Source organism: Candidatus Nitrosopumilus sp. bin_7KS (assembly GCF_054095835.1).
The window spans coordinates 1-26,006 of record NZ_JBSWSO010000008.1 but is presented as its reverse complement, the minus strand read 5'-3'; the positions used below and the strand labels follow the sequence as shown (position 1 = coordinate 26,006).

The window sequence follows — 26,006 nt, the reverse complement described above, 5'->3', positions numbered from 1 at the left end:
TTATTTTCAATACTTACAACCTTGTACAAATAGTTACAATGTATGCATTATGACCGATCGAAAATATGTTGCATTACGATCTTTTTTAGTAAATTATTTTTGATATAAAAAGGAGTGTTTGTCACAAATGTTTTGACAATCTGTTTATTAGATATTGTAATTTCAATAATAGTAATGGAAAATGGATTAGATAACTTACTTGTTCCTTCTTTACGAAAATCTATAGAGGAAAATTTAGGTAAGGATACATTAAACAAAATTGAAGAAAGATTAATGGAAAGACATGGTCTCGGTTTAGTTCAAGCAATTAAAAATTTCCATAAATTTGATAGTGTTCTAAGGGAATTCTTTGGTGCAGGTGCTGATGGTCTTGAACAAAAATTCTTACAAAAAATTGTTCAAGTTGAAAAATCAAAAGAAAAAGATTCAAACTGGATTCAAATAAAAGATCCTGAACTTTCAAGAATATTCTTAGAGTCATTTGCTGATCAAGACAAAAAAGCAATACTTGGTTCTGTGATGGATACTTCTTTGATAATTGCAAAAATTCTTGAAACTTGTAGTATTCCACAAACATCCGGATATAGAAAAATAAATTATTTGATTAATAACGGATTACTAATATCAAATGGATTTGAGTTGGCACATGATGGTAAAAAAATTAAGACATATGAAACCATTTTTGACAATGTCAAAGTTGATATTATTAAAAATGATATTGCAGTTAAAGTTCAACTAAAGAAAACTTTGATCAGTGATAGTGATATTTTGCAAACTGTACAAATTCATTCCTAAATAATTTTTAATTAAATTTTACAAAAATTAAAGTGTTTTCTTGTGTTTAACTAGTGCATACATCACTAACCAGTAACCTGCATACCAAAACATGTTAACTGGGTGTAGGAGATCATATGAGTCAAACAATTCCAAGTTGTAATACCATGTGTCTCCAATTGTATTGAACAAAATCCCCATTACTAGTAAGAACCATGCTTTTCCAATAACTCCTTCTTTGAAAATAATGGCTCCAACTATTGCAAAACTTAATGTTAATGATGAAAAATATACAAAAACTGCACCATAGTAGAAATCAAACTCAAAAATGCTTATTTCAGCTTCTGTGATTGATATCATTGAATATGCTGTTAGAACAACTATTGGCATAATGATTACCCACAATTTTATTTTAGTGCTAATTTTAGGTGTGAAGAATTTGATGTTTAGAATAAGATGTGTGAGTATTAGCGGATATTGTATGAAAAAGAAAACATCTGCTATTGATGGGAATGGCTCAATATTGAAAACAATGTCGTATATCATATACGTAATTTCACCTAGAAATATCCCCAAATACCCTATTGCTAATGCAATGTATGATTTACCAAAAATTAATGACTTTCTATACCTAATTGCTATGAAAAATCCAATAATTGAAACAATGAGTGGATTCAAAAATGAGAAAATTGATGCAATTGAATCTGAATTCTCTTCAGATATTCCAAAGTTGATCAAGACGTGAAATGATATGACGATTGCTGCAATTATGATAAATATTTTAAAATTATATGGGTTTGTGATTTTTTCTGGTACTACTTCTGGAATCTCATCTGGATTAATCCCACGTTCTTTCATACTTCAATTTTATCTATGGTGATAAAGACTTTCTGGGTGGAAATAATCTCACCTTACTAATGATTTTTCTAAACAAAAAGTTGTACTCATACAATATTATAAAATATTGTATGGTTTGTATTCGCCTTGATTTTTCATCCTGGCGAATCTTTTGAGTACAAATTCTGCAGTTTCTCTAACATCTATACTTGGATCATCTAATGCTTTTTTGATCATATCTTCAACTTCAAAAGCTCTCATCAATCCTAATGATTCTATGGATTCGTGTTTTGTTAGAATACTTTCACTATGAAGTGCTGCATCAATTAGTACTGGGATCTTTGAACGCATGTTTCTTGCTGCAATTTGAAATGATGCTTCATGTTTTACTACGCCATTATTGTCATGTTTCATGACCCATTCTATGACATCTGCTACTCTGTTGAACATTGGGTCATCTTCAGATTTGTTTTCTGCTAATTCCCCTATTAGCCACACTGCATCCCAACGTTTTGATTCATCATTTTCGTTTTTTAATATTTGCTCACAAGCTTGAAATCTATCTTCATCTGATAGTTCTCTCATTTTGCTTTCATCAAATACTTCTATTGCCATTTCCAAAACTGGGAATTACTACCTTTTAATTATTTCTATTTTTCCAGGCTCAATTTTTATGAAACTCTTACTTTTGTAAGATATTAATAAAATCTATGTTTTTGTTTTTCTAACATACTGTTTCACATCAATGGTTTTGAGTAGTTTTGAAGCATCCCATAGGAATGAACATAATGTGAAAATATTGTCTACCATTTCTGATGAATTTGTGCATAGCGAGAAATCTGAATCTGCATTAGAATTATGAGATGATGTAGCAGAATCTGACATTATCATTTTTTTATTCATTTGAACTACCATTCTTCCTTTAGATGGGAGTTTTCCTATTCGTGTTTCAGTAGCATTGAATCTTTTAACAAATGCTGCTAATTTTGGATCAGTCATATCCACAAGTAATCTGACTTGACCTCCATTCTTTTCACAAATACTAATTTTTTCAGGAATCGTACTATGATACATTCGTGAAATATCATCTAATGTTGTTGCAATGTATGTGATTCCAGTTGAATTTTCAATTAAATGTGCAATGTCGGCATAGATATTTTGACGACCTTGAACTACTCTGAATGTTGGAACTGTACTGATTTGACTAGTGCTAATTTCATTATTAATTTTATTGATGATTGCCTCTCCTGATTTTTTAATTTTATTTACCTCGTCTTCTTTTTTCCCTAAAGCAATTTTTAATGCATCATGTGGATCTACTGCAATACATAATTTTGGACTTGATAGTGTCGTTGAAATAATATTTCTGCTAACTAGTTTGTCTACGGTTCTGTACATTTTTGCTCTGTCGATATCTAATTCTTTTGCATCTTTTTTTATCTCTACAAATCCCACAAAGATAGTTTTTTTTAAACTGCTCTAATTCAATTTCAAATGCTTTAGTTTGAGAATGTTTCTCTCCTGTTACTATTCTGCCTGGTACTGATTTTTTACAATCTGTACAGTAAATTGGAATATTCAATTTTACTCTTTTTTCATCTCCGACAATTTTACCTAGTATCATGAATTCTCTACCCTTATTTTCAATATATAATCGCCAATTACTCAAAATCAGGCACCAAACAACTTATCTTTGTCAATTATAATATTGAACTATGCATAAAACAAATTATGCGTTCTGTAAAGAATCCACAGAAAAGTATTGCTATTTGGTTTCGTGTAATTAGAGTACGATTTCTTTTAGCTTCTGTAATTGCAGTTTCAGTTGGATTGGCATTAAATTGGTGGCAAAATTCATCAATTAATCTATTTGATGCGGGGTTAACCTTCGCTGGTGTTATGGCACTTCATGCTAGTGTTGATTTACTAAATGATTTTTGGGATTTTAAACGAGGAATTGATACTAAAACCACTAGAACTAAAATGAGTGGTGGGACTGGTGCATTGCCAGAAGGATTACTACGACCATCTTCGGTTTATCGTGCAGGAATAGCATTTTTAATTATTGGCACTATTATTGGCGGATACTTTGTAGTTACAGATGGTATTATTATTGCAGTAATTTTGGGATTTGCAATTTTATCCATCTATTTTTACTCTACTAAGATTGTTGACTCTGGATTAGGTGAATTCTTTGTTGCAGTGAAAGGTTCTATGATAGTGATTGGAACTTTCTTTATTCAATCAGGCCAGATATCTTTTGAATCAATACTTGCAGGAATTGTAGTAGGTTCTCTGTCATCTTTAGTATTATTCATTGCATCTTTTCCTGATCATGATGCAGACAAGTCAAAGGGACGAAAAACTTTGGTCATTGCAGTTGGTAAAAAAAATGCTGCAAAATTATTCTGGATTTTTCCTTTAGTTTCTTATTTAGCAATAATTATTGGCGTTTCTACAAACTTGTTTCCTGTATATTCATTGATTAGTTTCCTCAGTGTTCCAATAATGATAAAATCAGGGGTTGGTTTGCAAAAAAATTATGATTCGATAGAACAACTTGTACCCTACATGTCTTCTACATTGATGTTTGGTAGAATTACTGGCGTGTTGTTTGTGGTTGGATTTTTAATTGATGCTATCACTTGACATAAATTTAGCAATGTGTAGAAAAATCACATGATATCTGGTTCTGCTAGTGTTGAAGGAACTCAAAAATTTGCTAAAAATTCAGGCGTAAATGAAGGAAATTTTAAAAAATTTGAAAATTTATTTCTCTCTAATGTTGGTATTGGAACCTATCTTGGAGACCCAGACGCTCAAACAGACCAATTGGTAACTGATGCTGTAAAGCAATCTATTTTGTTGGGAGTTAATGTGATTGACACAGCCATTAATTATAGATCTCAAAAAGCAGAACGTTCTGTAGGTAAAGCGATTTCTGAATTAATTAAAGATGGTAAAATTACACGTGATGAAATTTTTATCAGTTCAAAAAATGGATATGTCACTAATGATGCTGATGTTCAGTTGGGATTTTGGGAGTATGTTAAAGAAGAATATTCTCAAAAGGGTGTAATCCAAGAAGGTGATGTGACATCCGGATATCATTGTATGACTATTCCATATCTGTCTGATCAGTTAGATAGAAGTTTGAAAAATCTTGATATTGAATGCCTTGATCTAATTTATCTTCATAATGCTGTTGAAGGTCAAATCAAAGATGTATCTAAAGAAAAATTTTTAGAAAATCTAAAATTAGTTTTTGAATTATATGAACAAAAACGAAAAGAAGGTAAAATTAAATTTTATGGTATGGCAACATGGGAATGCTTTAGGGTTTCATCTGATAATCCTCAATATCTCTCACTAGAAGATACGGTAAATTTGGCAAAACAAGTGGGAGGTGAAAATCATGGATTTAGATTTATTCAGTTACCCTACAACATGAGTTATGATCAAGCGCTACTTGCAAAAAACCAAACACTTGACAATGAACATGTATCAATTTTAGAATATGCAGTTAGATTGGGAATTGGTGTTTTTACTAGTGTGCCATTTATGCAAGGACGTTTGCTTACTCCTGGGGTAATGCCTGAATTTAATGAAATGAAACCCTCCTTGCGTGCCTTGCAATTTATTCGCTCAACTCCTGGTGTTTTAGCGCCCCTTGTAGGGCAGAAATCTGAAGCACATGTTTTAGAAAATCTTGAAATTATGAAAATTCCATCTCTCTCTGATACAGAATTCCTTGCATTAGTAAAGAAATTAACTTCCTAAGTTGTAGCCTTGAAATCTTATACAAAGATAATAAATGAGGACAATTGAGAGTCATAGTAATTTGTCTGCAAAAATATATGATTATACAAAAATTTGTGATTCAGTATTGGCAATTGACCCTAAAATTCGATTTGCTGGTGTGATAAATGAACGTGGTAGATTAGTAGCTGGTGGCATGAAAGAAAATGTTGAACCATTAGAAAGTGAAAAAGATGATGAAATGATTTTCATGGAATTGGCATTACGTGTAAAGATGAGAAAAGAGTTTGATAAACAGCTGGGCCTTGTCAATTTTGCATTGGCGTCACGTGAACGTGCACTTGCAATTAGTGTAATAATCAATGATGACATTTTGTATGTTGTATCTGAGCCTGATTCTGATTACGGTTCTCTTCCAAAAAAAATTATTGAAATAATTCATTCCTAACTTAATCAAGTTTCCAATTTTGGGACTTTATGATCTTCTTAATTAGCAATAACATTTGACTTTTTAATATGTTAATTGATGAAAAACTTGATTCTGATTATTTAGCAATGTCTGAATTGACTAAAGAAATTGGGTTGATTGTAAAAAATTCTTTTGCTAACGGGCAAACTGATTTATCTATTTCTGATATTGAACATATTTTAAAAATTACATCTGATGTGACTCATAAAATAAAATCACAATTGCCGGAAATTACTATATGAATTTCTGCAACGATAGACATGAACCTATTTACAAAATAAAATACAAACCTGTCACTTTTGATGGAAATGTTATTGAATGGTTAGTTTGTGAAAAGTGTTTTGGACGACAGGAATTTTTTGGGGCTTCTGAAGAAATTGAATCTATTGTTTCACTACGAGATTGCATGGATCTTGGATTGAAAATTGATCATCTTTCTATTATGACTGGTACAGTTACAAAAAAACTCAAAAATTGCCTTATTATCAATCATGATTGAATTCTTTTCAGATGAAACTATAAATTGAATTTAAAAGTAAAAATTTTGTGCCAGTAGATCCTGTATGTGGAATAGAACTTGATGAAGAATTAGCATTGATTCATGATCATGATGGAAAAAAAGTCTATTTCTGTTGTTCAGGGTGTAGACGAATTTTTCTCAAAAAACCTCGAAAATATAAAAATAATATTTAGATTGGAAATGCTCCGCACATTCTACAAAATTTAGATTTTCCAACGTGGTGTTTACAATATGGGCATTTTTCCTCTGATTTAGGATCCACTGGGGAGCCATACAGTTTTTTAAAAATTTCATAGTAATACATTGATTCTCTACTTCTAATTATGACACCATCTGTTTTTTGTACAGTTAATTTTCTTTCGACAAATTGTTCTTCATCCACTATAGAATCAAAGAGATTGGTCAATCCTGCCGTTCCAGAACCATCCTGCATTGGTGATTTCTCTCTCCATGCAATTTGCTGTGGGATGTTTTTTTCAAAAGTTTTCCTCAAAATCCATTTACCTTGTCTTTTACCTGCCTCTTCTCGGACTTTGAGATTGACTGGAATTTTTTCAGCTAGTTGAATCACTTTTTTATTTAGAAATGGGGATTCTATGGTTATGCCTAATGATTTACCTATTTCTTGTGTTGGAAAATGCATTACTGAGCATATTCTCTTAACTTCACTTTCTAATTCATCCTCGGATTTGTTTATGAGGAAACTATATCCTGCAAATAGTTCATCTGCTCCATCACCTGTAATTATCGATTTTTCCCCATTGTTTTTTGCCCATTTAATTGCCAAATACATTACAACATTATTGCGAATTTCAATATCGTTAAAATTTTTTAAAATTTTAATTGTATCTTCTACTGCTTCTAGTATTTGCTCTGTCTTGACATTGTAAATTGTAAGTGGCAATTTCATTTCTTTTGAAATCATTTGACAATATGTCAAATCTTTTGAAACAAAATCATCTGCAATTATTGCCACTGCTTTAGGTTTTCTTTGTTTTAAAAAATATGCAATAATCGAACTATCTAACCCTCCTGATAATGATATTAAATTTGATTTGCACTCATTGCATGCCTCTTCTAATACGCTGTACAGATTCTTTGAAAACTCTTCCAATACAATCGATGCAATTTTGAAATTAAAATAGCTATGCCTAATGAGGCTACATACAATAATTCATTTTTTATTGTAAACTTTAAATCATCAATTCAATCCTTGAGGGGTATTGCTACTTCCTGCTGAAATTGAATCAAAAACTCTAATTCCTGCATTGCGGGCTATTCTTGCAAAAAAACTTGCAGAAGATCATAACATTAGAGAAGAGGAAATTTCTAAAATGTTAGGTGTAACTCAAGCTGCAATTAGCAATTATATTCGAGGCACAAGAGGTGACCCTTCTTTAATTGCAAAACTTTTGGCAGAAAAACAAGTTTCAATAATGATTGATGAATTGTGTGATGGTCTATCTTCTGATATGGCCTACACACCATCTAGTCTTTCTAAATTTATTGGACTTTGCAATTATATCAAATCAAGTTTGTTAATCTGCGAGATACATCATAATTTAGAATCAAATATTGATGAGCAAGTTTGTAAAGAATGTGAAAACATGCTTCTTAAAGGCCCTGGAAGCGTTTACTAGTCTTTAATTAAAATTATTTCAATTGTTGATGTCATATCCCCAATCCCTGCAGCTGCTACTGTGTCTAGGTTAATTTTTTGAACTTTTGAGTTACCTTTGAGCATTTTTTCTGTGATGATGTTTGCTACTGCAACCGCATTTGGTATTGAATTACCCCTTGATTGTAAAATTACTTTCTTTTTATTTCCTAATATTGTTAGTACTTCAATAGCTGATTCCATTACTGGATAGTTTCCTATTTTTATTACGGCCTGTTCAGACTTTTCGGTCTGCTCTTGACCCTTTGTTTCAGTTGTCCCTTCCATGAGCATTATTCAATATTTAGAAATTTTGTGTTCTTTTAAGTTTTATCGACGATAGGTTCATGTTTGATATACTGTGATGAGAACATTATCTGTAAATCTATAACATCTTTAAAATTTTATTTGTAATTGATTATTTCTCGAAGTAATCAATTGGTATGTTTTGATAATCTCCGTTTGGAAGTACACGTCTGATTGTAATTGGGATTACTCTTTGTTCTAATTCTTCCATTGAGATATCTAGTGAAATTCTAGCTGATTTTGGAATTGGAATAAATGGTGGTGCACCTAATGATAATTGCAATGCTCTTGCTCCCATGATTCTTGCCTTTTCAAATCTTGTCAATGTTGGTGGTCCAATTGTAATTTTATTTTTTTCACAAGGAATTTCTACTGGTTCATGTTCTTCAATTCTTTCAACAACTTCTCTATTTTCAATTTCTTTGATTCTTTTTTCAAGACTATCTTGTTCTTTTTCAGTTAAAGGTTCAACAAGATCTTTTCTATCTATTAATTTTCGATATGTATCTAATGCTTTGTTTAACCCTGCATTCTCCTCAATCTCTTCATCTAATTCTTCAGGTTGTGGAGCTTCAATTAATTCAGTTTCATTAACATCAGACAAGTAAGAAAATTTCTTTAAAACGTTATATAATCTAATCATTTTAATGTACGAATTGAGTACATCGTCAGTCTCCAGAAAACAGCTAATATTAGAAATTCGTGGAAAAGCAAAAATTTCATGTGATCTAAAACGTCATTTATCTCCGAGAACTGTTGGGACAATTATGAGATCTTTACCGTTAGAAGGTCATGCACATTTACTTGGAAAAAGTATTTTGTATTTTGAATCTAATATTGATTCTGGAATTGAAAGATCTAGAACTGAATTCAAAAAAGGTGATGTTGCATTTTTACCTTCAACTGGAAGTTTGTGTTTTTTTCTAAACGATGCTGTATTTACAAAAACAATGACTCCTATAGGAAAATTAGGTGAAAATATTGATGCATTAAAGGATGTTAAATCTGGAGATGTACTTTGTATTTATGAAGAAACTGCTTGATACAAATAATGGCCTGAATATCCGCCAACTCTTTTTACAATTCCTTTACTTGTAGATGCTTTTAGGAATGCATTTGCAGCTGAAATCTTAACACCTGTTTGTCTTGCAAGATCTTGAACCGTAAGGACTTTGGAACTTTGAATAATTTTTAATGCTTGTTGCTCATTTACTATGACTGTAATTTCTGCTTTCTTTGGTCCGCCTTCACCTTTGTCTTTCTTTTTCTTTGTATCTTTTGAACCTGCAGATTTGTCTTTGTTTCCTGCTGTTGGTTTCTTTGCTCCACCCATAGTTTTAGAAAAAAATATTCCTCTTATAAACGATGAACCAATTTCACAATTGTTCCTTTGTAGATAATAATAAATCTAAAAATAATTTTCAAGTATAAATAACATCTTGATTATTATTCATTATGGGAATAGTATCAAAAGGAGCAAAATGCAATTTTGAAGGCTGTGATCAAGACGGCGCTCGTTCTCTTAATACTAGTAAAGTCGAAAATGCAGGGTTACGTGTGAACTCATCTGGAAAAAAAACTGTTCTTTGTAAAGAACACTACAAAGAATACAAGAAAGAATCTAAAGATGATCGTGATCTAGAACGTGCTCGATTTGATAGGTTTTAGTTTTTCTTCTTTGATTTTTTTACCTTGTTGGCAGGATTGTTGAAATAATCGTCACTTAGTTTTTTGTATAACTTGTCTAGTTTTTTGTAAAGTCTTTTTGGTTTTCTACTTTTTTGATTGCTTAGAACGTACAATGCAAGAATAGGGAATGCTATTGTTGCATCAGCATAAACTGTAACCATGCCATTATGTGCATCTTGAACTTTGCCCCAACTCTTTCCTTCTTGTAGTGTTGCACCTGACAAACCTCCTGTATCTGGACGTGCATCTGTAATTTGAATAATGTAATCTTGTCCTCCGTCATCTCTTTTTAGAATTTGATCTAATAATGGACCTGTTTGCTGCGCCGTATTTTTTGGTACTCCTCCTCCTAATTCTAAAATGCCTGATTTTCTAGAATCATATAAGATGGCTGCTTGCTCAATAATCTCCCTTACAAAATCTAAATTGTATGTTTTACCTGCTAATCTATGCACTGCTAAATTTAAAGCTAATGATGAATCCTTTATCGTTGAAATGTATACTGGAACATCATAATCATACGCTGATGTAACAAAACTTTTTTCAGGATGTTTTGCTTTTTCTTTGCTTAGTTTTCCCATTAAATTACAAAATTCTGCAGTTGTAAATGATTCATCTGGAAAATCATCTCCAAACATTTTTTGTACTAATTCATCTTGTGCTTCTAATGTTTCATGGAATTTGATATACACATCTCTAATTCTAACGATTTCATTTTCATACAATTTCATGTCATCGACATCAAAACTGCCTTGCTTCACTGGTAGTCCCCAAGCAAAATGATCCTCATGATACACATTGGCCCCTGTTGTAACAATCCAATCTACAAATCCTTTTTCAATCAATGTTTTGATTATTCCTCCAAATCCAACTGGTGTCATTGCACCTGAAACTGTCAGACAAATTGTTGCATCTTCTTCAATCATTTTTGCATATAATTTGGCTGCATCCCCTAACTGTCGTCCATTATATCCTGAACTTGCAAAAACATTGACCAAGTCTTCAATGGTCATTTTTGGATCTAATTTGATATGTGGAATATCTTTGCCGTGAAATTTGTGAGGATCCATGTTTGAAAACTAATTTTTTTAGTAAATAATACTATCGAATCCTTTTTGATGGATGATGAAAATTAAATTGTACTAAATGACGTTTAAAAATTATATTTTCAAAAATTTGTGGCTACAAGTTGTAATCTCCTTAATCATAGGGCTTTGTGTAGGGTTGATTTTAGGTGATGATGTAGGTGTTGGGTTAGACGATGATGCTTTGGATTCTTTACCATCATATCTAAAAATTCCTGCTAACATATTTTTGAGTGTAATTTTGATGATTATAGTTCCATTAATTTTTACATCTATTGTTGTGGCTATTACTAATTTAGGGGCAAAAGATAAACTAAAAACTCTGGGATTGGGCGTTGGTGTTTATTTTGTAATCACCACAACAATTGCAATACTTGTAGCCGTATCACTTGCATCAATTATAGCGCCAGGAAGTATTTTAGATATTACTGCACTACAAGAAACACATGATCTTTCTGAAGATGATTTAAAAGTCACAGAAGGTTTTTCATTAGATGATATTCCAAATGTAGTATCTAACATAATTCCAAAAAACCCAATTTCTTCTTATCTTGAAGGGCAGATGTTTAGCATCTTGGTGATGGCACTAATTGTAGGACTGTCAATGGCAGTTCTCCCAAAAGAATCCGTCAAACCGTTGCTGGATGTACTAGAATCAATTCAAAAAATAACATTACACATTCTATTGATTTCAATGAAGATTGTACCGTTTGCAGTTTTTGGATTGATTGTTGGAATGGTTGCTACAGTTGGTATAGGAACAATGGTTGGATTGGGAGTGTACATGGGAACGGTTGTTTTGGGTCTTGGAATTATGTTGTTGGTATACACATTGTTCTTAAAGTTTGTAGCAAAAAGACCCATATCTTCTACATTTTAAAAATTCCGTAATCCGCAAACTTTAGCTTTTTCAACAGCAAGTTCAATGGCAACAATGCCTGTGACATTAAAAACTGCAGAAGAGGATCTAAAAATAGATACACGAGTTTCAAAATTTGTAATTCCACTTGGAACTACTGTGAATATGGATGGTACTGCCTTGTATCAAGTAATTGCTGTCTTCTTTTTGGCACAGCTCTTTGCAATTGAATTGAGTATGATATCCATTTTAGTGATAATCATAACTTCCCTTTTGGCCTCAATTGGAACTCCTGCTGTGCCTGGAGCTGGTGTAATTGTCTTGTCTACAATACTGATAACAGTTGGCATTCCTCCCGTTGGAATTTTACTGTTACTTTCTGTAGATAGAATTTTGGACATGATTAGAACTATGGTAAATGTTACAGGAGATCTTACAGCTTGTTGTGTGTTTGATAAAATAACGCGAGATTAGAAATTGATTTCTTTGATGATGTCTCTGTTGATATTATTACTTATTTAGGAATAATTCTAAATAATACAGAATGAATATTGTAGATTTACATGATCCCACACGCGTAGATAGAACTCCAGATAACGTTGAGGTTTTATTTTCTTCTGGAAATTTTATACAAGATGAATTTAAAATTTCAAAAGTAGAATTACGACTTTATTCAGAACAAACTGATGAAAAATTAGGTGTTTTTTCTTTAATCACCTCTTTCGTTCAAACAGATTATGGTTCAGTTGAAATGATTTATGATGAAGGATTTCGTGGAGAAAATCCGCTAAAGCGTGCATCTGAATTTCTAATATCTAATTTGGGTATCTCTGGATTAATTTTACGCTCTGTTATTGCTTTGAGAGAAAATTCAAAATAGTTTTATTATTTTCTACCATCGCTTTCCTTGTTTTTTTAATTCATTTTTTACATCATTAGGAATAGTATCTAATGTATCTAAATCATAATTGGCACCTTCAAAATTTATTGATTCAAGTACGGCCCCATCCAAATTTGTATGTCTAAGATTGACTCCGCTAAGGTTTGCATTTGTCAAATCTGCATTTGTCAAATCCGCATAAAACAAGTCTGCTCCTCTAATATCTGCCCCTCGTAAATCTGCTCCATACAAATCAGCATCCCATAGTTTTGCACTAGATAGATTTGTTTGTTGTAAATTTGCCCCTCGCATTTTTACATAAAATAATATTGCACCGCTCAAGTCTGCCCCACTAAGATCAGTACAACTCAAATTGGCATTATGTATATCTCTATTTTTGAGATTAACTCCTTTCATATTGGAATCTGAAAAATCTCTTCCAATCAATTCCTCATATTCAAAATTAGTTTTTGAAAGATTCCTTTTCCTAAAAACATCAGATGGATTCATTGTATGTCTTGATTTACTGATATAGTACATTTGAATTTAGATCTAAAATCTGTCTTGAGAGATTACTTGTTGTATAGTTCCAATTCTTGTAAAATCTTACCCATGGTGTGTTTCCATCTTCGCATTTCATCAATCCCATGTGGTCTGTTTTTCTCTAGATCTTTCTTTTCTTTGAGTAGTTCTTGATGTCTATGCTCATCTTTTCTACCTTGCATGAGTCATTTGTGTATATTCTGAATAAATTTCAATAGTATGTCTTGGCTGGCTATGCTTCTGAAATTTCCTTGTAATCTGGAGATTTTTGAGAATCGTATATTTATGCCCAATTTAACATCTCTAAACATGCGTATATTGCAACTTCATTGTGATAATATCGAGTATACTCCAACCAAAAAGGAGATACAATCTGCTGAAGATATTGAAAATCCTCAAACTCAGAGATTGGAAGAACTTGTAGTGGTATTTGTTGCAATTGAAGATGGTGATGATTCATCAGTAGCACAAAATGCAATCTCTCAGATTAAAGTATCAATGGAAAAAATTGGATGTAAAAAATTATTGTTATACCCTTATGCTCATCTTAGCTCAAATCTTGCAAAACCATCTATAGCCATTAAATTACTTAAAGAGATGGAAGATGGAGCATCAGAACTTGAAGTATCTCACTCTCCATTTGGCTGGACAAAGTCTTACAAAATCCAAGTGAAGGGGCACCCACTTGCCGAAAGTTCTAAAGTTGTCACAAAAGATTCTGCATCTGTAAACCCTGATGAGGAATTAACTTCTGATGCACTCAAAGGCGAATCTAAAATTCGTTCATTTTGGAAAATACTTTCTCCAGATGGAACAATGACTAACATTGGTGATTTTAATTTTGCAAAACATCCTAAACTAGAAATTTTGGCAAAATATGAATCAGCAAAAATTCGAAAAGTGGACCAACCACCACCACATGTTGCATTGATGAAGAAGATGGGGATAGCTGACTATGAACCTGCATCTGATTCTGGAAATATGCGATTTTATCCTAATGGACGTTTGATCAAATCATTAATTGAACGATATGTAACTGACAGAGTCAAAGAATATGGTGGTTATGAAGTTGAAACTCCAATCATGTATGATTCAGAACATCCAAGTATGGTTAGTTACTTTAACCGATTTCCTGCAAGACAATACAATATTGACTCTGAAGGCAAAAAACTCTTTTTGAGATTTGCTGCATGTTTTGGCCAATTTCTAATGGCCAACCAATACCAATTATCATACAAGAATTTACCATATAGACTCTATGAATTGACTCGTTACAGCTTTAGACGTGAACAATCCGGGGAATTAGTTGGTTTAAGGAGATTAAGAGCATTTACCATGCCTGATTGTCATGCATTTTGTAAAGATATGCCTCAGGCAATTGATGAAATTAAGGTTAGATTTGATCTTTCTCAAAGTGTTCTCAAGGAGCTTGGAATAGATGAATCTGACTATGATATGGCAATTCGATTCACAGAGGACTTTTACAATGAGAACAAATCATCAATTGAGGAATTAGTCAAAAAACATGGAAGACCGGTTCTTGTGGAAATGTGGAAAGAAAAATTCTTTTACTTTGTATTGAAATGGGAGTTTAATTTTATTGATGGCCTAGGAAAAGCATCTGCTTTATCAACTGACCAGATTGATGTAGAAAATGGAAATAGATATGGAATTGATTTTGTAGATGAAAATAATGAGAAGCAAAATCCAATAATTTTGCACAATTCACCTAGTGGTGCAATTGAGAGAATTATCTATGCTTTGTTGGAAAAAGCTGCTAAAGATTCTCATGAAGGACGAAAACCGCAATTTCCACTTTGGTTGGCCCCTACACAAGTTAGAATTATTCCACTTAAAGAAGAATTCAATACATTCACAGAATCATTATCTGATACAATTTCTGGAAATGATGTTCGTGTTGACATTGATGATAGAAATGAAAGTATTGGAAAAAGAATACGTGAAGCTGAAAAAGAATGGATTCGATACATTTTGGTAATTGGTGAAAAAGAAGCAAACTCTCAAAATCTTAGTATTCGTGATAGACAAACTGGTGATGTGCGAGAATTGTCATTTGATGATTTTATTAATGAAATTAAAGAACAAACCAAAGGAAAGCCTTTCACTGGTTTGAATCTTCCAAAATATCTCTCAAAGAGACCAAATTTGATGGTGTAATTGAAATGAGTTATCTTGATCTATACATGAATAACAATCCGCTAATCACATCTTCTGATGATGATTCCGAACCTGTAGCTACGATATTCGGAATACCTTTTGATGCCACTCACTCGTACAAGCCTGGTTGTAGATTTGGTCCTGACGCAATTCGTGACTCTTTTAATAATATTGAGATATTTCATCCTGAACTTGGAATTGATTTAGAGACTGTAAATATTGAAGATTTGGGAAACACTCGTCATACTGTCGTGGCATCTGAAATGATTGACATGGTTAAAAAAATTACTGCTGAACTTGTTGCAAAACAAAGACAGTTGTTCATTTTGGGTGGAGAACACTCTATTACTTATGGTACGTATACTAGTTTTCCAAAAGAGACTGGGTATGTCGTTTTTGATGCACATTATGATTTACGTGATGAATTTGCTGACATTAAACTAAGCCATGCATCTTACTTGAGACGTGTTGTGGAAGAGAGAGGGGCTGAAAATATTTTACATGTTGGAGCAAGAGCATTTGTTAAAGAGGAATTAGAATTTCTAACTGAAAATAAAATTAAAACTATTGCTTACAAACAAATTCGTGAAGGCAAAGGTCCCAGTCTTCTAAAAGACCATGTTTCCACATTTGATACAGTATATTCCAGTTTTGATCTTGATGTGTTAGATCCTGCATATGCTCCCGGTGTTGGTAATCCAGAATCTGATGGAATTACATCTAGAGAACTATTTGATATGATCAATACTTTTCAGGAAACCAAAGTTACTGGTGTAGATATTGTTGAATTAAATCCATATCATGATAATGGTGCAACTGCATCATTGGCTGCAAAAATAATCTCAACTTTAATTGCAATCAATCTCTCTCGAAATAATTAATTTATTTTTTAACATTCTACTAACTAATTAACAAAATTCCAAAAACTAACTACTCTTACAAGTGCCACTTTGGTTTGGTATATTCTTATTATTTTATATTTGCATCATTTGCTATTTTTCTCCAAATTTAAAAAATCTCACTATTTCATGAATTATTAGCCTATTTTGCCTCAATTTTACTCCTGTTCACTTTATTAGATGGTATTTTGGGTGTAACTCGTGTTAAATAATCTGCGAGATATTCTGAGGCCTACTTTAGAAAAAATAGGTAAAGGATTTGCATCTACAGGATTGTCTGCAAACTTTTGGACATTTGTTGGATTGGCATTTGCACTAGTGTCTGCAGTTGTTTATGGAATGGGAATTGAATATGGATTAATTCTTGGTGGTATTTTGTTACTTGTTTCAGGATTTTTTGATATGGTGGATGGACAAGTAGCAAGAGTTACTGGAAAGACTTCAAAAAAAGGCGAATATCTTGATTCAATGTTTGATAAGATTTCTGAAGTTGTAATATTTTTAGGACTTTTAGTTGGAGGATATGCGGAGCCTTATCTTATATTGCTTGCAATTACATTGTCTTTGCTAGTGAGTTATGCTAGATCAAAATCGGACATTATTAACATTAAACTTCAAGGTATAGGAATTGGTGAACGAGCTGAAAGATTACTGGTAATTGCAATAATTGGAATGATTGGATTTATGGAATATGCCGTAATTATTGTAGTGATAATTGCAGGAATTACTCTAATTCAAAGAATGATTTACACTGCTAAAAATATTAAAGAATAATACTAACGAAGTTTTCCACGTTTTCTTCTACTATCTGCAGATCTAATTTTTAGAATCTTAAAGTGAATTGCACATGAAATACAGTAATGTTTCAAAACTGTTGGTGATGCAATATATGCGCCTTGTGCACGTAGTTCTTTTGCTAAAGTATGTTCAACCAAATTTAATTTTGATGTAACTTTCTTTGCTTTGTCTTTTGGGACTGTTTGTCCACAGTTTGTACATTGTACAACACCTGAGGATCCTTTTCCTCCCTTAGTACGACCTCTACTTGCACGCTTAAGTGGCATGAACTTGAGCAAATTTGCCTACTTATATTCTTGTAGAATTTTAAAAAGAATTAGTTAATTCGTGCCTGTATTTTGGATAAAAAGCATACATGTTTTAATCCTAGATCGAAGAAATCCAATTGATATATCATGCGTGGACTATGTCACACTTGTTTTAGATCTGGAGTAGAAGTAGTGATTATTCATGGTGAGATAATATGTAAGCAATGCATTGCTGAAAAAAATGCAAAAAACTAAATCCACACTGATTAAAAACAAGAGAAATGAAATTAGCTATTTTTTCACATTGTGCAATTGATACGATAACTATTGATGGAAATAATTATGAACAAATTGGTGGGGCAGCTTGTTATTCTGGTATTACTGCTAGACAATTCAAGTTTGATGTAGATTTGTATACAAAATTTGGTCCCGACTTTCCAAAACAATATCTGAATGATGATAAAATAAATCTTGTAGATTCAGAATCTCAAAAAAATACTACTCAATTTGCTATCTCAATAACCGGTTCTGACAGAACTCTTAAACTCGAAAATGAATGTGAAGAAATCAATTATTCTCAAAGTACTGCAGATGCTCATCTTGTGAATCCAATTTATCATGAAATATCTGATGAGACATTTAAAAAAATTAAGAGTGATTCTAATTTCCTTTTTGTTGATCCTCAGGGATTTTTGAGACGACGAGACTCTCAAAATAATATTTTCTTGGAAAAAACTGATCTTGATTTATCTGACGTTGATGCAATTAAGGTTAATCCTGAGGAATCTGGCCAGATTGTAAATGGAACTAATAATGAAATGATGTTGGCATTACAAAAAAAAGGTATCAAACATGTGTTGTTAACTGATAAAGCAAATGTATCGTTATTGGTAAAAGATAAAATTTATTCTATAACTTTACCCAATCAAACTATTCATGATACAACCGGTATTGGTGATATCTTCTGTTCTGCATTTACTTGTACGATGCTTAAAGAAAAAGACTTTTTGTGGGCACTGTGTTTTGCTGGGGGTGCTGCTCAAGCTGCACTGGAATCTAAAAATGTGGGCTTGCAAAAAATTCCAAAAAAAGGAACAATTGAAACTAATGCATCATATTTTTACAATTTAGTAAAATTTCGAGATTTGTGATAGAATGAATTCAAAAATAGCCCGAGATATGGAAAAAGAATTTGAAGTATTGCCTCCGAGTGTTGAGTATTCTTTTATTATGCCAAATTGACTGTTTCTTCTATGCAAATAGGCATTTATGGTTCAGGTAGCACAGAGTCTGCTGCAAAGATAATTAAAAAAATTCTTGATGAATCTGGAATTACTTCATTTTCTATATCTAAAACAAAAAGCAAGCAGGCTGATTGTATAATTGTCCTTGGTGGGGATAAAGGAGTTAGGAATTACTTTCATAGAACATTTGATTCAACTTTACCTGTGCTGGGAATTAGTGAAGGTGAGGCGAGTGGATTTTTGGCTCAAATTGAATTAAGAGAATTTTCATCATATGTCAATTTATTAAAAAAACAAAATTACAAAGTAGAACAAGTGCCTAGACTGGGTGTAAAAATTGATGGAAAAAATGTCTATCCTGTATTGAATGATGTTGCAGTGTTTTCATCAAAGAGTGCAATGTTGATGGAACATACTTTACGTGTTAATGGTGATGAGGTATGGCACGATAATAGTGATGGAATAATTGTATCTACTCCTATTGGTTCATCTGCATATTCAATGTCTGCTGGAGGTCCTGTGTTATTCCAAGACTCTGCAGTATTTGAAATAATTTCTGTAAACTCTCTTGATGTAACTCGCAGGCCAATCATTGTTTCAAATAGCAGCTCTATTGAAATTGATGACATATCTGCACGGTTACACTGTGAGGTTGTTTTGGATGGTTTGGATAGATACAAAGTAAAGAAAACTGTTGAATGCACACAGTTTTTCCCTCCTGCACAAATTATTAGACTGAAAAAAGATTCAACTGCAATTTCAGCCTTAGCAAAAAAGGTACATCTTGCAGAAGAGCTTCTTAGTATGCCTCCAAGTTCTAAACTTTTATTGAAAACTCTGGAATATGAGGGTGCCTTAACTCAAAAAGATCTTGCAAACAAAACATTACTTCCTGATAGAACTGTTAGATTGGCTCTGAGTCATTTACTCAAAAAAGGCTATGTCAAAAAGAAAGTTTCAATCAGGGATGCAAGGCAGAAAATTTATGAAATTTCAAAGATTGAGTGACTAGTTTTAATCTGATTTTGAAAATTTGATAGTGTGAGATATTTCATTTGCTGTAGCTTCATTGATTCTTTTTTGAATGTCTATTTTGTAACAATCATCTGAACAAAATTCTTTGATTCCTGTTTCATACTCTTTACCATACTCTTTACCACACTCTTTACACTTTGACAATTTATGGACTGTCCTACTTGCTGTCATATTTAATTTTAACGACAATTAATTTTCCCATAGTTAGGAATTTCTAAAAATCATAACTGTCCTTTAAAACAAAAAGATGGAGTGATCTACTAAATCAGTAGATACTTGCAAGAGCTTGCAAATCTAAAAGTGATATTACATTAAAGTTCATGTTGATGGTTGGTTGCATTAGATCATTTTCTACATTTGTGTGTCCTAATCCAAGTGCATGACCTAATTCATGTCTGATGATTGATTCTAGTTGTATTTTGTTTAATTCATCTGTGTTGTAGATTGTAACCAGAGCTTTTGTGATATTTCCATTTGCATCATAGAACAAATTTGTATATCCATTATACCCCTCTGAATTTGTTTTTTCACTAAGATGAATTATGATTGACTCTGTTCTTTCAAGTTTGTATTGTATTTCCAATGATGGAACTTTTACTCCAAATGATTTTGAAATTTCTTTGATTCCTTCATTCCATCCTAAAAATAATTGTCTTCCAGAATTTTTTATTTTTTTTGAATTTATTGCGTCTTCTACAATATCTACTTGGGTTTCACTAACCTTTGCATCTCTTACTATTAAGACTGGGATTTTGTTTTCTTGTATATTATCCCATCGTCTTAATTCATTCCATTGCTCACTATCTTCTGCCCAAATTTCTATTGGGATGAAAATAGCGATACCTACTGCCATTGCTGGCAGAACCATACCTCTCACAAAGTATGAAAATCTTAATGTAACTTAATCACATGTTTGTATTTAATATTACAAACATATTCTCACACAAAATTGTACATGTAAAATGTTATAGTTATTTTTAGTCGACAAATTCTATATAGAAAATTGTAATTATTTCAACAACTGATCAATTATTTTCAGATGCAGCTTTAATGAATGCTGAAAATGCTTCTTCAGGAAATCCTGGTCTGCTGTTAAATTCAGGATGGAATTGCACTCCTAGATAGAATTTATGTAGTGGAATTTCAAGCATTTCCATTCTCTTACCGCCATCACTGTCTGCAGAAAATATCAATCCATTCCTTTCAAATTGTGGAATGTACTCTTGGTTGATTTCATATCTATGTCTGTGACGTTTACTAATTGTTGAAGCATTGTAAATTTTCTTGGCATTTGTATTTTCTTTTATGATTATATCATTAGCTCCTAATCGAAGTGAGCCTCCCATGTCTGAAATATTTTTTTGTTCTGGAAGCAAATCTACAATTGGATTCTTTGTATCTGGTTTAATTTCTGTAGAATTTGCATCTTCTAGATTCAATACACTTCGTCCAAATGCAATTGCAGCTAATTGGAATCCAAAACATATTCCAAGATATGGAATATTTTTTTCTCTTGCATAATTTGCTGTTTGAATAATTCCCTCTGATCCTCTGGTGCCGAATCCACCTGGTACTAGAATTCCGTCATAGTTTGATAATGTATTGTAATCTGTAATTGATTCAGAGTCTATCCAGTCGATATCTATTGATTTGCCAATTTGGGCCCCTGCATGTTTTAGTGCATGGTTTACGCTCACATAACTATCAGTTAAGGTGACATATTTTCCAACCATTGCAATTTTCACTTTGTTATTTTCATGGTTTATCATGTTTTGGGCGATTTTATTCCATTTATCCCAATTAGATGATGCATTGACCATTCCAACTTTTCCAAACTTTCTAAATATTGAATCCATTATTCCTTGGTCGTACAACATTTGTGGTACTTCAAAAATTGATTTTGCATCATGACATGATAGGACGTCTTTTGGTGTAACATTTGTAAACATTGCAATTTTCTTTTTTGTCTTCTCTTCTAATGGTAAAGTACATCGGACTGCCAAAAAGTCTGGCTGAATACCAATTCTTCTTAATTCTTGAACGCTGTGTTGAGTTGGTTTTGTTTTTTGTTCTCCAACCACATCTAAGGATGGTGCTAATGTAACATGAACAAAAATTACATTTTCTGGCCCTTCCTCTACTTTCATTTGTCTTAGTGCTTCTAGAAATGGTAGAGATTCAATATCTCCCACTGTTCCGCCACATTCTACAATCAAAAAGTCTAGTTTTTCCTCCTCTGCAATTTTGGAAATTCGATTTTTAATTTCATCAGTTACATGTGGGATTATTTGAACACATGCCCCTAGATACTCTCCTTTTCTTTCGGCCTCAATTACTGAGGAATAGACTTGTGCTGTTGTAATGTTGTGGCTTTTTGGAATATTTTGATTTAGAAATCTTTCATAGTTTCCGATATCCATGTCACATTCTCCTCCGTCATCTGTTACGAAGACCTCTCCATGGGCTACCGGATTCATCGTTCCTGCATCATAGTTAAGATATGGATCTATTTTGATACATGAAACTTTTTGATCTGCTAATTGTAATAATTTTGCAATCGAGGAAGTAGTTACGCCTTTTCCAAGGCCAGACATCACACCACCTGTGACAAAAATTAACTTTGTCTGCACATTAAACAAACGGGTATCTAGTTTTTGTATGTTTTGTCTATCATGCTAGGTTGAAATAGTGGAGGTTGAATTTCTATTATGTGCGAGTTTATCTTTTACCTTTGTTAGTTCTATTTGTTGCAGGCTATGCCAGTTTGGCATTTGCTGAAACTACGTTTGAAATTAAAATTCCATCTGGTGCATCTGATCCTGGTGCGCCCTATTTCTGGTCTGAAAAATCAACCGGTGTAACAACTGGTGAAATTACTGTCTTTCCAGGAGATTCTGTTATTTGGAGTAATGCTGATACTGCATTTCATACAATCACGTCAGTTTCAGCAGATAGTATTGAAACGGGTGAATTTGAAGTAGATGGTAAATTTGATAGTGGATTTTTTACTGCTGGTAAATCATTTACTCAAAAATTTAACGATATGGGTGATTTTTACTATTTTTGTAGTATTCATCCTTTCATGAATGGAGTCGTACATGTTGTAAAAAATCCTGGTAATGTAAAATCAATAGATAGTGTAGGTTCAGGTTTTAGTGATGATGGTTTAGGATTTAAGGTAAAATACATTCTTGATACAACTTTGCAAAAAGCAGTACATGTAAATCCTGATGAAAAAAGCTTAACTTTTAGAATTTCTGGAAGTAGCGGAAATGATCAAATTACACTTGTTTTACCGCCTAAATTAATTGAAAATCCAAATGCTGTATTTGTTGATGGGGTGATGAAAGAGTTTGAATCTGAATCTACATCTTCTGGAACCAAACTGATAATTCCAATAACTGCAGATTCTAAAGATATCAAAATTATGGGTACTAAAGTAATTCCAGAATTTGGTTTCTTGGCAATTAGTATTTTGAGTGTTGGAATTGTTTCAATGTTGTTTTTAACACGCTCTAATCTTTTGATGTTTAGATAATTACGATCTTTACAATTGTGAATAATTTATCTATATTTTAAATGAATTTTAGGTTTTGATACCGTCCTTGTTTTATTTTTCTAAATGTAATATGTTATGAGAACCTCTAGTTTGGCGGCCATTACTGAAATCGAGTTCCCCTCATTGAAAGTTTGCACACTTGACCGCCAACTTTGACGTTTGTTTTAGAGAATTGTTTGTTTTTTGAGACTTTTTGTAAATGATGCAATTTTTGATTCTAGATTGATTTGAGGCGTTTTCTCAATTAATTTCAGATATGCACTACCTACAATTACTGCATCAGCCCCTGCTTTGATGTATTTTTTTACATCTTCTGGTGTTGATACACCAAATCCAATTCCTACTGGAATTTTTCCTTTGGTTTGTTTCTTTACTTGCTTTATTGCATCAAGGGTGTATTTTTTAATTCCAGTTTTTACACCCGTTGTCCCAAACACTGCAACAAGATACAGAAACCCTGAGGATGCTTTTGATATTTTTTGAATTCTTGTATTGCTAGTATTTGGTGAAATTAGAAATATTGTATCTGCCTTGTTTTTTGCTGCCTGCAAATACTCTTTTGATTCCTCAATTGACATGTCAGGAAGGATAAATCCGTCAATTCCTGCTTTTTTGGCTTCTGAAATGAATTTTGCATATCCTTGGTGATATAGGATATTGGTGTAAGTCATTAGGATTAATGGAATATCTGTTTCTTTTCTAATCTTTTTTACAAGGCTGAAAAACTTTGCAATCTTTGTTCCTTTTTCTAAAGATATTGTACTGGCATTTTGAATTACTGGACCGTCTGCTAGTGGATCTGAAAATGGAAATCCCAATTCAATAATGTCTACTCCTCCTTTCACTAACCCTCTAACTGTGGTGATTGTAGCTTTTTCATTTGGAAATCCTGCCATGATGTATGCAATTAGGGCTTTTTCCTTTTTTGCCTCCAACTCTGCAAATTTTTCTTTAATTCTTGTCATGTTTATTCAAATAATTTTGTACTTCTTCGATGTCTTTATCTCCGCGCCCAGAAAGTGTAACTACTATATTTTCTGATTTTTTACTCTTTCTTGCAACTTTTACAGCTTCTGCAATTGCATGAGATGATTCCAAAGCTGGAATGATTCCTTCAGTTCTGGTTAACAACAAAAATGCATCAATTACTTCAGCATCCGTTGCAGAGTGATATTTTACTCGTTTAGTGTCTTTATAGTATGAATGCTCAGGACCTACTCCTGGATAATCTAATCCTGCTGAAATACTGTGAGTCTCTGTAACTTGACCTTCTTTGTCTTGTAGTAGATATGTCATCATTCCGTGTAACACTCCCTTACTTCCAGCAGACAATGTTGCAGAATGCATTTTGGATTTTAATCCATGACCTGCAGCCTCTACTCCAATAATTTCTGAATTAGAATCCACCAGTGGATAGAATGTCCCAATTGCATTAGAACCTCCACCAACACATGCGATTACAGTATCTGGTGTTTTGTTGTTAATTTTTTTCATCTGTGATTTTATTTCATTTCCAATTACACTTTGAAAGTCTCTTACCATTACAGGATATGGGTGAGGGCCAACTGCTGATCCTAACAAATAGTAAGTGTTCTCTACATTTGTAATCCAGTCACGAATTGCCTCATTAATTGCATCTTTGAGCGTTTTAGAGCCTGATTTTACGGGGTGAACTTTACATCCTAGCATATTCATTCGAAGTACATTTTGTTTTTGTCTGATTGTATCTCTATACCCCATGTACACTTCTGCCTTCATTCCCAGTGCTGCACATGCCATTGCAGTTGCAACTCCGTGCTGACCTGCACCCGTTTCTGCAATGATTCTTTTTTTGTTCATCTTTTTTGCAAGTAAAGCTTGGCCCAAAGTATTGTTAATTTTATGAGCTCCTCCATGTAGCAAGTCTTCTCGTTTTAGATAGATTTTTGCACCGCCTATTTTTTCAGATAAATTTTTTGCATAGTATAGTGGAGTTGGTCTTCCAGCATAGACTTTGAGATAGTAATTTAATTCTGCTTTGAATTTCTTATCGTTTTTAAATTTAAGATAATTCTCTTCTAATTCTTCAATTGCTGGAACTAGTGTTTCTGGAATGTACTTTCCACCAAATTCTCCAAATCTACCGTTTTTAGGATACTTCAATACGCATTCACCATTTTTTTTACTTGTTCTTCAATGTTGTCACTTTTCATTATACTTGAGCCTATCAAAAATGCATCTGCTCCACACTTTTTTAGGTATTGAATATCTTCAGGTGTATTAATTCCGCTTTCAGAAAGTATTGGTCTTGACTTTTCCACTCCTGAAAGAATACTCTCTGTAGTTTTAAGATCAATTTCTAAAGTATCTAAATTCCTGTTGTTAATTCCAATAAGATCAGCTTTTGTGTTTAATGCATTTTCCAGTTCTTGTTTTGTATGCACTTCAAGTAAAATTTGTAATCCTTGCTTGTGTCCATAAGCGATAAACTCATCAATATCTGTTAGAAATTTTTGGTCATACAATGATTGAATTACCAACATGTAATCTGCTCCAATCTTCTTTGCAGCATCAATTTGGATTTTATCAATCATGATATCTTTCATCAACATTGGAACATCTACTGCCTCTCTTACCTTCATGAAATACCTGTCTCTTATACACATCTCCGAGCCCACGAGACAGTTT

The 26,006-nt window shown here is 32.7% G+C and carries 34 protein-coding genes and 1 pseudogene; 18 read left to right on the top strand and 17 right to left on the bottom strand.

What is annotated here, in order from left to right:
• The first annotated feature begins 132 nt into the window (after window positions 1-132).
• Window positions 133-795, top strand: coding sequence for a transcriptional regulator (locus ACW9W4_RS09300; RefSeq protein ID WP_457762178.1), 663 nt, complete (start codon window positions 133-135; stop codon window positions 793-795).
• 27 nt (window positions 796-822) lie between these two features.
• Here the strand turns inward: ACW9W4_RS09300 and ACW9W4_RS09295 are convergent, their stop codons facing one another.
• The 3 genes from ACW9W4_RS09295 to ACW9W4_RS09285 all read right to left on the bottom strand — a co-directional run bounded on the left by ACW9W4_RS09295 (window position 823) and on the right by ACW9W4_RS09285 (window position 3,009).
• Complete coding sequence (locus tag ACW9W4_RS09295) at window positions 823-1,632, bottom strand: histidine kinase (protein ID WP_457762177.1); 810 nt, start codon at window positions 1,630-1,632, stop codon at window positions 823-825.
• Window positions 1,633-1,728: 96 nt separating this feature from the next.
• Complete coding sequence (locus ACW9W4_RS09290) at window positions 1,729-2,226, bottom strand: HEAT repeat domain-containing protein (RefSeq protein WP_457762176.1); 498 nt, start codon at window positions 2,224-2,226, stop codon at window positions 1,729-1,731.
• A gap of 93 nt (window positions 2,227-2,319) precedes the next feature.
• Window positions 2,320-3,009 carry a TrmB family transcriptional regulator gene (locus ACW9W4_RS09285; protein ID WP_457762316.1) on the bottom strand — a complete coding sequence of 230 codons (690 nt, stop codon included), beginning with the start codon at window positions 3,007-3,009 and terminating at the stop codon, window positions 2,320-2,322.
• 333 nt (window positions 3,010-3,342) lie between these two features.
• Between ACW9W4_RS09285 and ACW9W4_RS09280 the strand changes: the two genes are divergently transcribed.
• The 6 genes from ACW9W4_RS09280 (at window position 3,343) to ACW9W4_RS09255 (ending at window position 6,532) form a co-directional block, all read left to right on the top strand.
• Window positions 3,343-4,260 (top strand): UbiA family prenyltransferase, encoded by a 918-nt coding sequence (locus ACW9W4_RS09280; RefSeq protein WP_457762175.1) that lies wholly within the window; start codon window positions 3,343-3,345, stop codon window positions 4,258-4,260.
• Between the two features lie 30 nt (window positions 4,261-4,290).
• Window positions 4,291-5,391, top strand: coding sequence for an aldo/keto reductase (locus ACW9W4_RS09275; protein WP_457762174.1), 1,101 nt, complete (start codon window positions 4,291-4,293; stop codon window positions 5,389-5,391).
• 61 nt (window positions 5,392-5,452) lie between these two features.
• A complete protein-coding gene (locus ACW9W4_RS09270) occupies window positions 5,453-5,818 on the top strand; it encodes a DUF6659 family protein (RefSeq protein ID WP_457762315.1) in 366 nt (121 codons plus the stop codon).
• A gap of 68 nt (window positions 5,819-5,886) precedes the next feature.
• Complete coding sequence (locus ACW9W4_RS09265; protein WP_457762173.1) at window positions 5,887-6,081, top strand: hypothetical protein; 195 nt, start codon at window positions 5,887-5,889, stop codon at window positions 6,079-6,081.
• The gene (locus tag ACW9W4_RS09260) at window positions 6,078-6,338 is read left to right on the top strand and encodes a hypothetical protein (RefSeq protein ID WP_457762172.1); all 261 of its coding nucleotides are present in this window, start codon (window positions 6,078-6,080) and stop codon (window positions 6,336-6,338) included. Before ACW9W4_RS09265 ends, ACW9W4_RS09260 begins: the two co-directional genes overlap by 4 nt.
• Before the next feature lie 47 nt (window positions 6,339-6,385).
• Window positions 6,386-6,532 carry a YHS domain-containing protein gene (locus tag ACW9W4_RS09255; RefSeq protein ID WP_179363459.1) on the top strand — a complete coding sequence of 49 codons (147 nt, stop codon included), beginning with the start codon at window positions 6,386-6,388 and terminating at the stop codon, window positions 6,530-6,532.
• Here ACW9W4_RS09255 and ACW9W4_RS09250 read toward each other — a convergent pair.
• On the bottom strand, window positions 6,529-7,473 hold the full coding sequence (locus ACW9W4_RS09250; RefSeq protein ID WP_457762171.1) for an asparagine synthase C-terminal domain-containing protein: 945 nt from the start codon (window positions 7,471-7,473) through the stop codon (window positions 6,529-6,531). The two genes, ACW9W4_RS09255 and ACW9W4_RS09250, sit on opposite strands and share 4 nt — an antisense overlap.
• A 109-nt stretch (window positions 7,474-7,582) precedes the next feature.
• Between ACW9W4_RS09250 and ACW9W4_RS09245 the strand changes: the two genes are divergently transcribed.
• Window positions 7,583-7,999, top strand: coding sequence for a transcriptional regulator (locus ACW9W4_RS09245; RefSeq protein WP_179363461.1), 417 nt, complete (start codon window positions 7,583-7,585; stop codon window positions 7,997-7,999).
• Here the strand turns inward: ACW9W4_RS09245 and ACW9W4_RS09240 are convergent.
• Complete coding sequence (locus tag ACW9W4_RS09240; RefSeq protein WP_457762170.1) at window positions 7,996-8,310, bottom strand: DNA-binding protein; 315 nt, start codon at window positions 8,308-8,310, stop codon at window positions 7,996-7,998. The two genes, ACW9W4_RS09245 and ACW9W4_RS09240, sit on opposite strands and share 4 nt — an antisense overlap.
• A gap of 124 nt (window positions 8,311-8,434) precedes the next feature.
• The gene (locus tag ACW9W4_RS09235; RefSeq protein ID WP_457762169.1) at window positions 8,435-8,965 is read right to left on the bottom strand and encodes a DNA-directed RNA polymerase subunit K; all 531 of its coding nucleotides are present in this window, start codon (window positions 8,963-8,965) and stop codon (window positions 8,435-8,437) included.
• Window positions 8,966-8,969: 4 nt separating this feature from the next.
• Here ACW9W4_RS09235 and ACW9W4_RS09230 point away from each other — a divergent pair, with 4 nt between their 5' ends.
• Complete coding sequence (locus tag ACW9W4_RS09230; RefSeq protein WP_457762168.1) at window positions 8,970-9,365, top strand: cyclophilin-like fold protein; 396 nt, start codon at window positions 8,970-8,972, stop codon at window positions 9,363-9,365.
• On the opposite strand, the gene ACW9W4_RS09225 is transcribed toward ACW9W4_RS09230, so the two are convergent.
• Window positions 9,347-9,655 (bottom strand): MarR family transcriptional regulator, encoded by a 309-nt coding sequence (locus tag ACW9W4_RS09225; RefSeq protein ID WP_457762167.1) that lies wholly within the window; start codon window positions 9,653-9,655, stop codon window positions 9,347-9,349. The two genes, ACW9W4_RS09230 and ACW9W4_RS09225, sit on opposite strands and share 19 nt — an antisense overlap.
• A gap of 122 nt (window positions 9,656-9,777) precedes the next feature.
• Between ACW9W4_RS09225 and ACW9W4_RS09220 the strand changes: the two genes are divergently transcribed.
• Complete coding sequence (locus tag ACW9W4_RS09220; protein ID WP_457762166.1) at window positions 9,778-9,990, top strand: hypothetical protein; 213 nt, start codon at window positions 9,778-9,780, stop codon at window positions 9,988-9,990.
• On the opposite strand, the gene ACW9W4_RS09215 is transcribed toward ACW9W4_RS09220, so the two are convergent.
• Window positions 9,987-11,081, bottom strand: a complete 1,095-nt coding sequence (locus ACW9W4_RS09215; protein WP_457762165.1) for a homospermidine biosynthesis protein — start codon at window positions 11,079-11,081, stop codon at window positions 9,987-9,989. The two genes, ACW9W4_RS09220 and ACW9W4_RS09215, sit on opposite strands and share 4 nt — an antisense overlap.
• A 76-nt stretch (window positions 11,082-11,157) precedes the next feature.
• On the opposite strand from ACW9W4_RS09215, the pseudogene ACW9W4_RS09210 reads away from it, so the two are divergent.
• Window positions 11,158-12,429, top strand: a pseudogene (locus tag ACW9W4_RS09210) (dicarboxylate/amino acid:cation symporter).
• Between the two features lie 70 nt (window positions 12,430-12,499).
• A complete protein-coding gene (locus ACW9W4_RS09205; protein WP_457762164.1) occupies window positions 12,500-12,835 on the top strand; it encodes a hypothetical protein in 336 nt (111 codons plus the stop codon).
• Between the two features lie 12 nt (window positions 12,836-12,847).
• On the opposite strand, the gene ACW9W4_RS09200 is transcribed toward ACW9W4_RS09205, so the two are convergent.
• Both ACW9W4_RS09200 and ACW9W4_RS09195 read right to left on the bottom strand, forming a co-directional pair.
• A complete protein-coding gene (locus tag ACW9W4_RS09200; RefSeq protein WP_457762163.1) occupies window positions 12,848-13,345 on the bottom strand; it encodes a pentapeptide repeat-containing protein in 498 nt (165 codons plus the stop codon).
• A gap of 62 nt (window positions 13,346-13,407) precedes the next feature.
• Complete coding sequence (locus ACW9W4_RS09195) at window positions 13,408-13,560, bottom strand: hypothetical protein (protein ID WP_457762162.1); 153 nt, start codon at window positions 13,558-13,560, stop codon at window positions 13,408-13,410.
• Window positions 13,561-13,687: 127 nt separating this feature from the next.
• Here ACW9W4_RS09195 and ACW9W4_RS09190 point away from each other — a divergent pair, with 127 nt between their 5' ends.
• The 3 genes from ACW9W4_RS09190 to ACW9W4_RS09180 all read left to right on the top strand — a co-directional run bounded on the left by ACW9W4_RS09190 (window position 13,688) and on the right by ACW9W4_RS09180 (window position 17,229).
• Window positions 13,688-15,556, top strand: coding sequence for a threonine--tRNA ligase (locus tag ACW9W4_RS09190; protein ID WP_457762161.1), 1,869 nt, complete (start codon window positions 13,688-13,690; stop codon window positions 15,554-15,556).
• Window positions 15,557-15,561: 5 nt separating this feature from the next.
• Window positions 15,562-16,437 (top strand): agmatinase, encoded by an 876-nt coding sequence (gene speB / locus ACW9W4_RS09185; protein WP_457762160.1) that lies wholly within the window; start codon window positions 15,562-15,564, stop codon window positions 16,435-16,437.
• A gap of 219 nt (window positions 16,438-16,656) precedes the next feature.
• Window positions 16,657-17,229 carry a CDP-alcohol phosphatidyltransferase family protein gene (locus tag ACW9W4_RS09180; protein WP_457762159.1) on the top strand — a complete coding sequence of 191 codons (573 nt, stop codon included), beginning with the start codon at window positions 16,657-16,659 and terminating at the stop codon, window positions 17,227-17,229.
• A 2-nt stretch (window positions 17,230-17,231) separates the two neighbouring features.
• Here ACW9W4_RS09180 and ACW9W4_RS09175 read toward each other — a convergent pair whose 3' ends face one another.
• The gene (locus ACW9W4_RS09175; RefSeq protein WP_179363474.1) at window positions 17,232-17,519 is read right to left on the bottom strand and encodes a 30S ribosomal protein S26e; all 288 of its coding nucleotides are present in this window, start codon (window positions 17,517-17,519) and stop codon (window positions 17,232-17,234) included.
• 263 nt (window positions 17,520-17,782) lie between these two features.
• Here ACW9W4_RS09175 and ACW9W4_RS09170 point away from each other — a divergent pair, with 263 nt between their 5' ends.
• Entirely contained in the window at window positions 17,783-18,652 is an 870-nt protein-coding gene (locus tag ACW9W4_RS09170) for a PfkB family carbohydrate kinase (protein WP_457762158.1), read from the top strand.
• Between the two features lie 102 nt (window positions 18,653-18,754).
• Window positions 18,755-19,753: an NAD(+)/NADH kinase gene (locus tag ACW9W4_RS09165; RefSeq protein ID WP_457762157.1), complete on the top strand. Its 999-nt coding sequence runs from the start codon at window positions 18,755-18,757 to the stop codon at window positions 19,751-19,753.
• Between the two features lie 6 nt (window positions 19,754-19,759).
• Here ACW9W4_RS09165 and ACW9W4_RS09160 read toward each other — a convergent pair whose 3' ends face one another.
• The 3 genes from ACW9W4_RS09160 to pyrG form a co-directional block, all read right to left on the bottom strand.
• Window positions 19,760-19,924 carry a hypothetical protein gene (locus ACW9W4_RS09160; protein WP_457762156.1) on the bottom strand — a complete coding sequence of 55 codons (165 nt, stop codon included), beginning with the start codon at window positions 19,922-19,924 and terminating at the stop codon, window positions 19,760-19,762.
• A gap of 121 nt (window positions 19,925-20,045) precedes the next feature.
• Entirely contained in the window at window positions 20,046-20,648 is a 603-nt protein-coding gene (locus ACW9W4_RS09155) for a matrixin family metalloprotease (protein WP_457762155.1), read from the bottom strand.
• Window positions 20,649-20,805: 157 nt separating this feature from the next.
• A complete protein-coding gene (gene pyrG, locus ACW9W4_RS09150) occupies window positions 20,806-22,410 on the bottom strand; it encodes a glutamine hydrolyzing CTP synthase (protein ID WP_457762154.1) in 1,605 nt (534 codons plus the stop codon).
• A gap of 80 nt (window positions 22,411-22,490) precedes the next feature.
• Between pyrG and ACW9W4_RS09145 the strand changes: the two genes are divergently transcribed.
• Window positions 22,491-23,318: a cupredoxin domain-containing protein gene (locus ACW9W4_RS09145; RefSeq protein WP_457762153.1), complete on the top strand. Its 828-nt coding sequence runs from the start codon at window positions 22,491-22,493 to the stop codon at window positions 23,316-23,318.
• Between the two features lie 185 nt (window positions 23,319-23,503).
• Here the strand turns inward: ACW9W4_RS09145 and trpA are convergent, their stop codons facing one another.
• The 3 genes from trpA to ACW9W4_RS09130 are packed head-to-tail and all read right to left on the bottom strand — an operon-like array spanning window position 23,504 to window position 25,960.
• Window positions 23,504-24,304 carry a tryptophan synthase subunit alpha gene (trpA, locus tag ACW9W4_RS09140; protein ID WP_457762152.1) on the bottom strand — a complete coding sequence of 267 codons (801 nt, stop codon included), beginning with the start codon at window positions 24,302-24,304 and terminating at the stop codon, window positions 23,504-23,506.
• Complete coding sequence (gene trpB / locus ACW9W4_RS09135) at window positions 24,291-25,481, bottom strand: tryptophan synthase subunit beta (protein WP_457762151.1); 1,191 nt, start codon at window positions 25,479-25,481, stop codon at window positions 24,291-24,293. Before trpB ends, trpA begins: the two co-directional genes overlap by 14 nt.
• A complete protein-coding gene (locus tag ACW9W4_RS09130) occupies window positions 25,478-25,960 on the bottom strand; it encodes an indole-3-glycerol phosphate synthase TrpC (RefSeq protein WP_457762150.1) in 483 nt (160 codons plus the stop codon). The genes trpB and ACW9W4_RS09130 overlap by 4 nt, the downstream gene beginning before the upstream one ends.
• Window positions 25,961-26,006: the final 46 nt, after the last annotated feature.

Excerpts from the sequence above, each read along its gene's own strand:
- ACW9W4_RS09295 (WP_457762177.1), bottom strand. The coding sequence starts at position 1,632 with ATGAAAGAACGTGGGATTAATCCAGATGAGATTCCAGAAGTAGTACCA.
- ACW9W4_RS09290 (WP_457762176.1), bottom strand. The coding sequence starts at position 2,226 with ATGGCAATAGAAGTATTTGATGAAAGCAAAATGAGAGAACTATCAGAT.
- ACW9W4_RS09285 (WP_457762316.1), bottom strand. The coding sequence starts at position 3,009 with ATGTACAGAACCGTAGACAAACTAGTTAGCAGAAATATTATTTCAACG.
- ACW9W4_RS09280 (WP_457762175.1), top strand. The coding sequence starts at position 3,343 with ATGCGTTCTGTAAAGAATCCACAGAAAAGTATTGCTATTTGGTTTCGT.
- ACW9W4_RS09275 (WP_457762174.1), top strand. The coding sequence starts at position 4,291 with ATGATATCTGGTTCTGCTAGTGTTGAAGGAACTCAAAAATTTGCTAAA.
- ACW9W4_RS09265 (WP_457762173.1), top strand. The coding sequence starts at position 5,887 with ATGTTAATTGATGAAAAACTTGATTCTGATTATTTAGCAATGTCTGAA.
- ACW9W4_RS09260 (WP_457762172.1), top strand. The coding sequence starts at position 6,078 with ATGAATTTCTGCAACGATAGACATGAACCTATTTACAAAATAAAATAC.
- ACW9W4_RS09240 (WP_457762170.1), bottom strand. The coding sequence starts at position 8,310 with ATGCTCATGGAAGGGACAACTGAAACAAAGGGTCAAGAGCAGACCGAA.
- ACW9W4_RS09235 (WP_457762169.1), bottom strand. The coding sequence starts at position 8,965 with ATGATTAGATTATATAACGTTTTAAAGAAATTTTCTTACTTGTCTGAT.
- ACW9W4_RS09230 (WP_457762168.1), top strand. The coding sequence starts at position 8,970 with ATGTACGAATTGAGTACATCGTCAGTCTCCAGAAAACAGCTAATATTA.
- ACW9W4_RS09225 (WP_457762167.1), bottom strand. The coding sequence starts at position 9,655 with ATGGGTGGAGCAAAGAAACCAACAGCAGGAAACAAAGACAAATCTGCA.
- ACW9W4_RS09220 (WP_457762166.1), top strand. The coding sequence starts at position 9,778 with ATGGGAATAGTATCAAAAGGAGCAAAATGCAATTTTGAAGGCTGTGAT.
- ACW9W4_RS09215 (WP_457762165.1), bottom strand. The coding sequence starts at position 11,081 with ATGGATCCTCACAAATTTCACGGCAAAGATATTCCACATATCAAATTA.
- ACW9W4_RS09205 (WP_457762164.1), top strand. The coding sequence starts at position 12,500 with ATGAATATTGTAGATTTACATGATCCCACACGCGTAGATAGAACTCCA.
- ACW9W4_RS09200 (WP_457762163.1), bottom strand. The coding sequence starts at position 13,345 with ATGAATCCATCTGATGTTTTTAGGAAAAGGAATCTTTCAAAAACTAAT.
- ACW9W4_RS09195 (WP_457762162.1), bottom strand. The coding sequence starts at position 13,560 with ATGCAAGGTAGAAAAGATGAGCATAGACATCAAGAACTACTCAAAGAA.
- ACW9W4_RS09190 (WP_457762161.1), top strand. The coding sequence starts at position 13,688 with ATGCGTATATTGCAACTTCATTGTGATAATATCGAGTATACTCCAACC.
- speB (WP_457762160.1), top strand. The coding sequence starts at position 15,562 with ATGAGTTATCTTGATCTATACATGAATAACAATCCGCTAATCACATCT.
- ACW9W4_RS09175 (WP_179363474.1), bottom strand. The coding sequence starts at position 17,519 with ATGCCACTTAAGCGTGCAAGTAGAGGTCGTACTAAGGGAGGAAAAGGA.
- ACW9W4_RS09170 (WP_457762158.1), top strand. The coding sequence starts at position 17,783 with ATGAAATTAGCTATTTTTTCACATTGTGCAATTGATACGATAACTATT.
- ACW9W4_RS09165 (WP_457762157.1), top strand. The coding sequence starts at position 18,755 with ATGCAAATAGGCATTTATGGTTCAGGTAGCACAGAGTCTGCTGCAAAG.
- ACW9W4_RS09155 (WP_457762155.1), bottom strand. The coding sequence starts at position 20,648 with ATGGTTCTGCCAGCAATGGCAGTAGGTATCGCTATTTTCATCCCAATA.
- trpA (WP_457762152.1), bottom strand. The coding sequence starts at position 24,304 with ATGACAAGAATTAAAGAAAAATTTGCAGAGTTGGAGGCAAAAAAGGAA.
- ACW9W4_RS09130 (WP_457762150.1), bottom strand. The coding sequence starts at position 25,960 with ATGAAGGTAAGAGAGGCAGTAGATGTTCCAATGTTGATGAAAGATATC.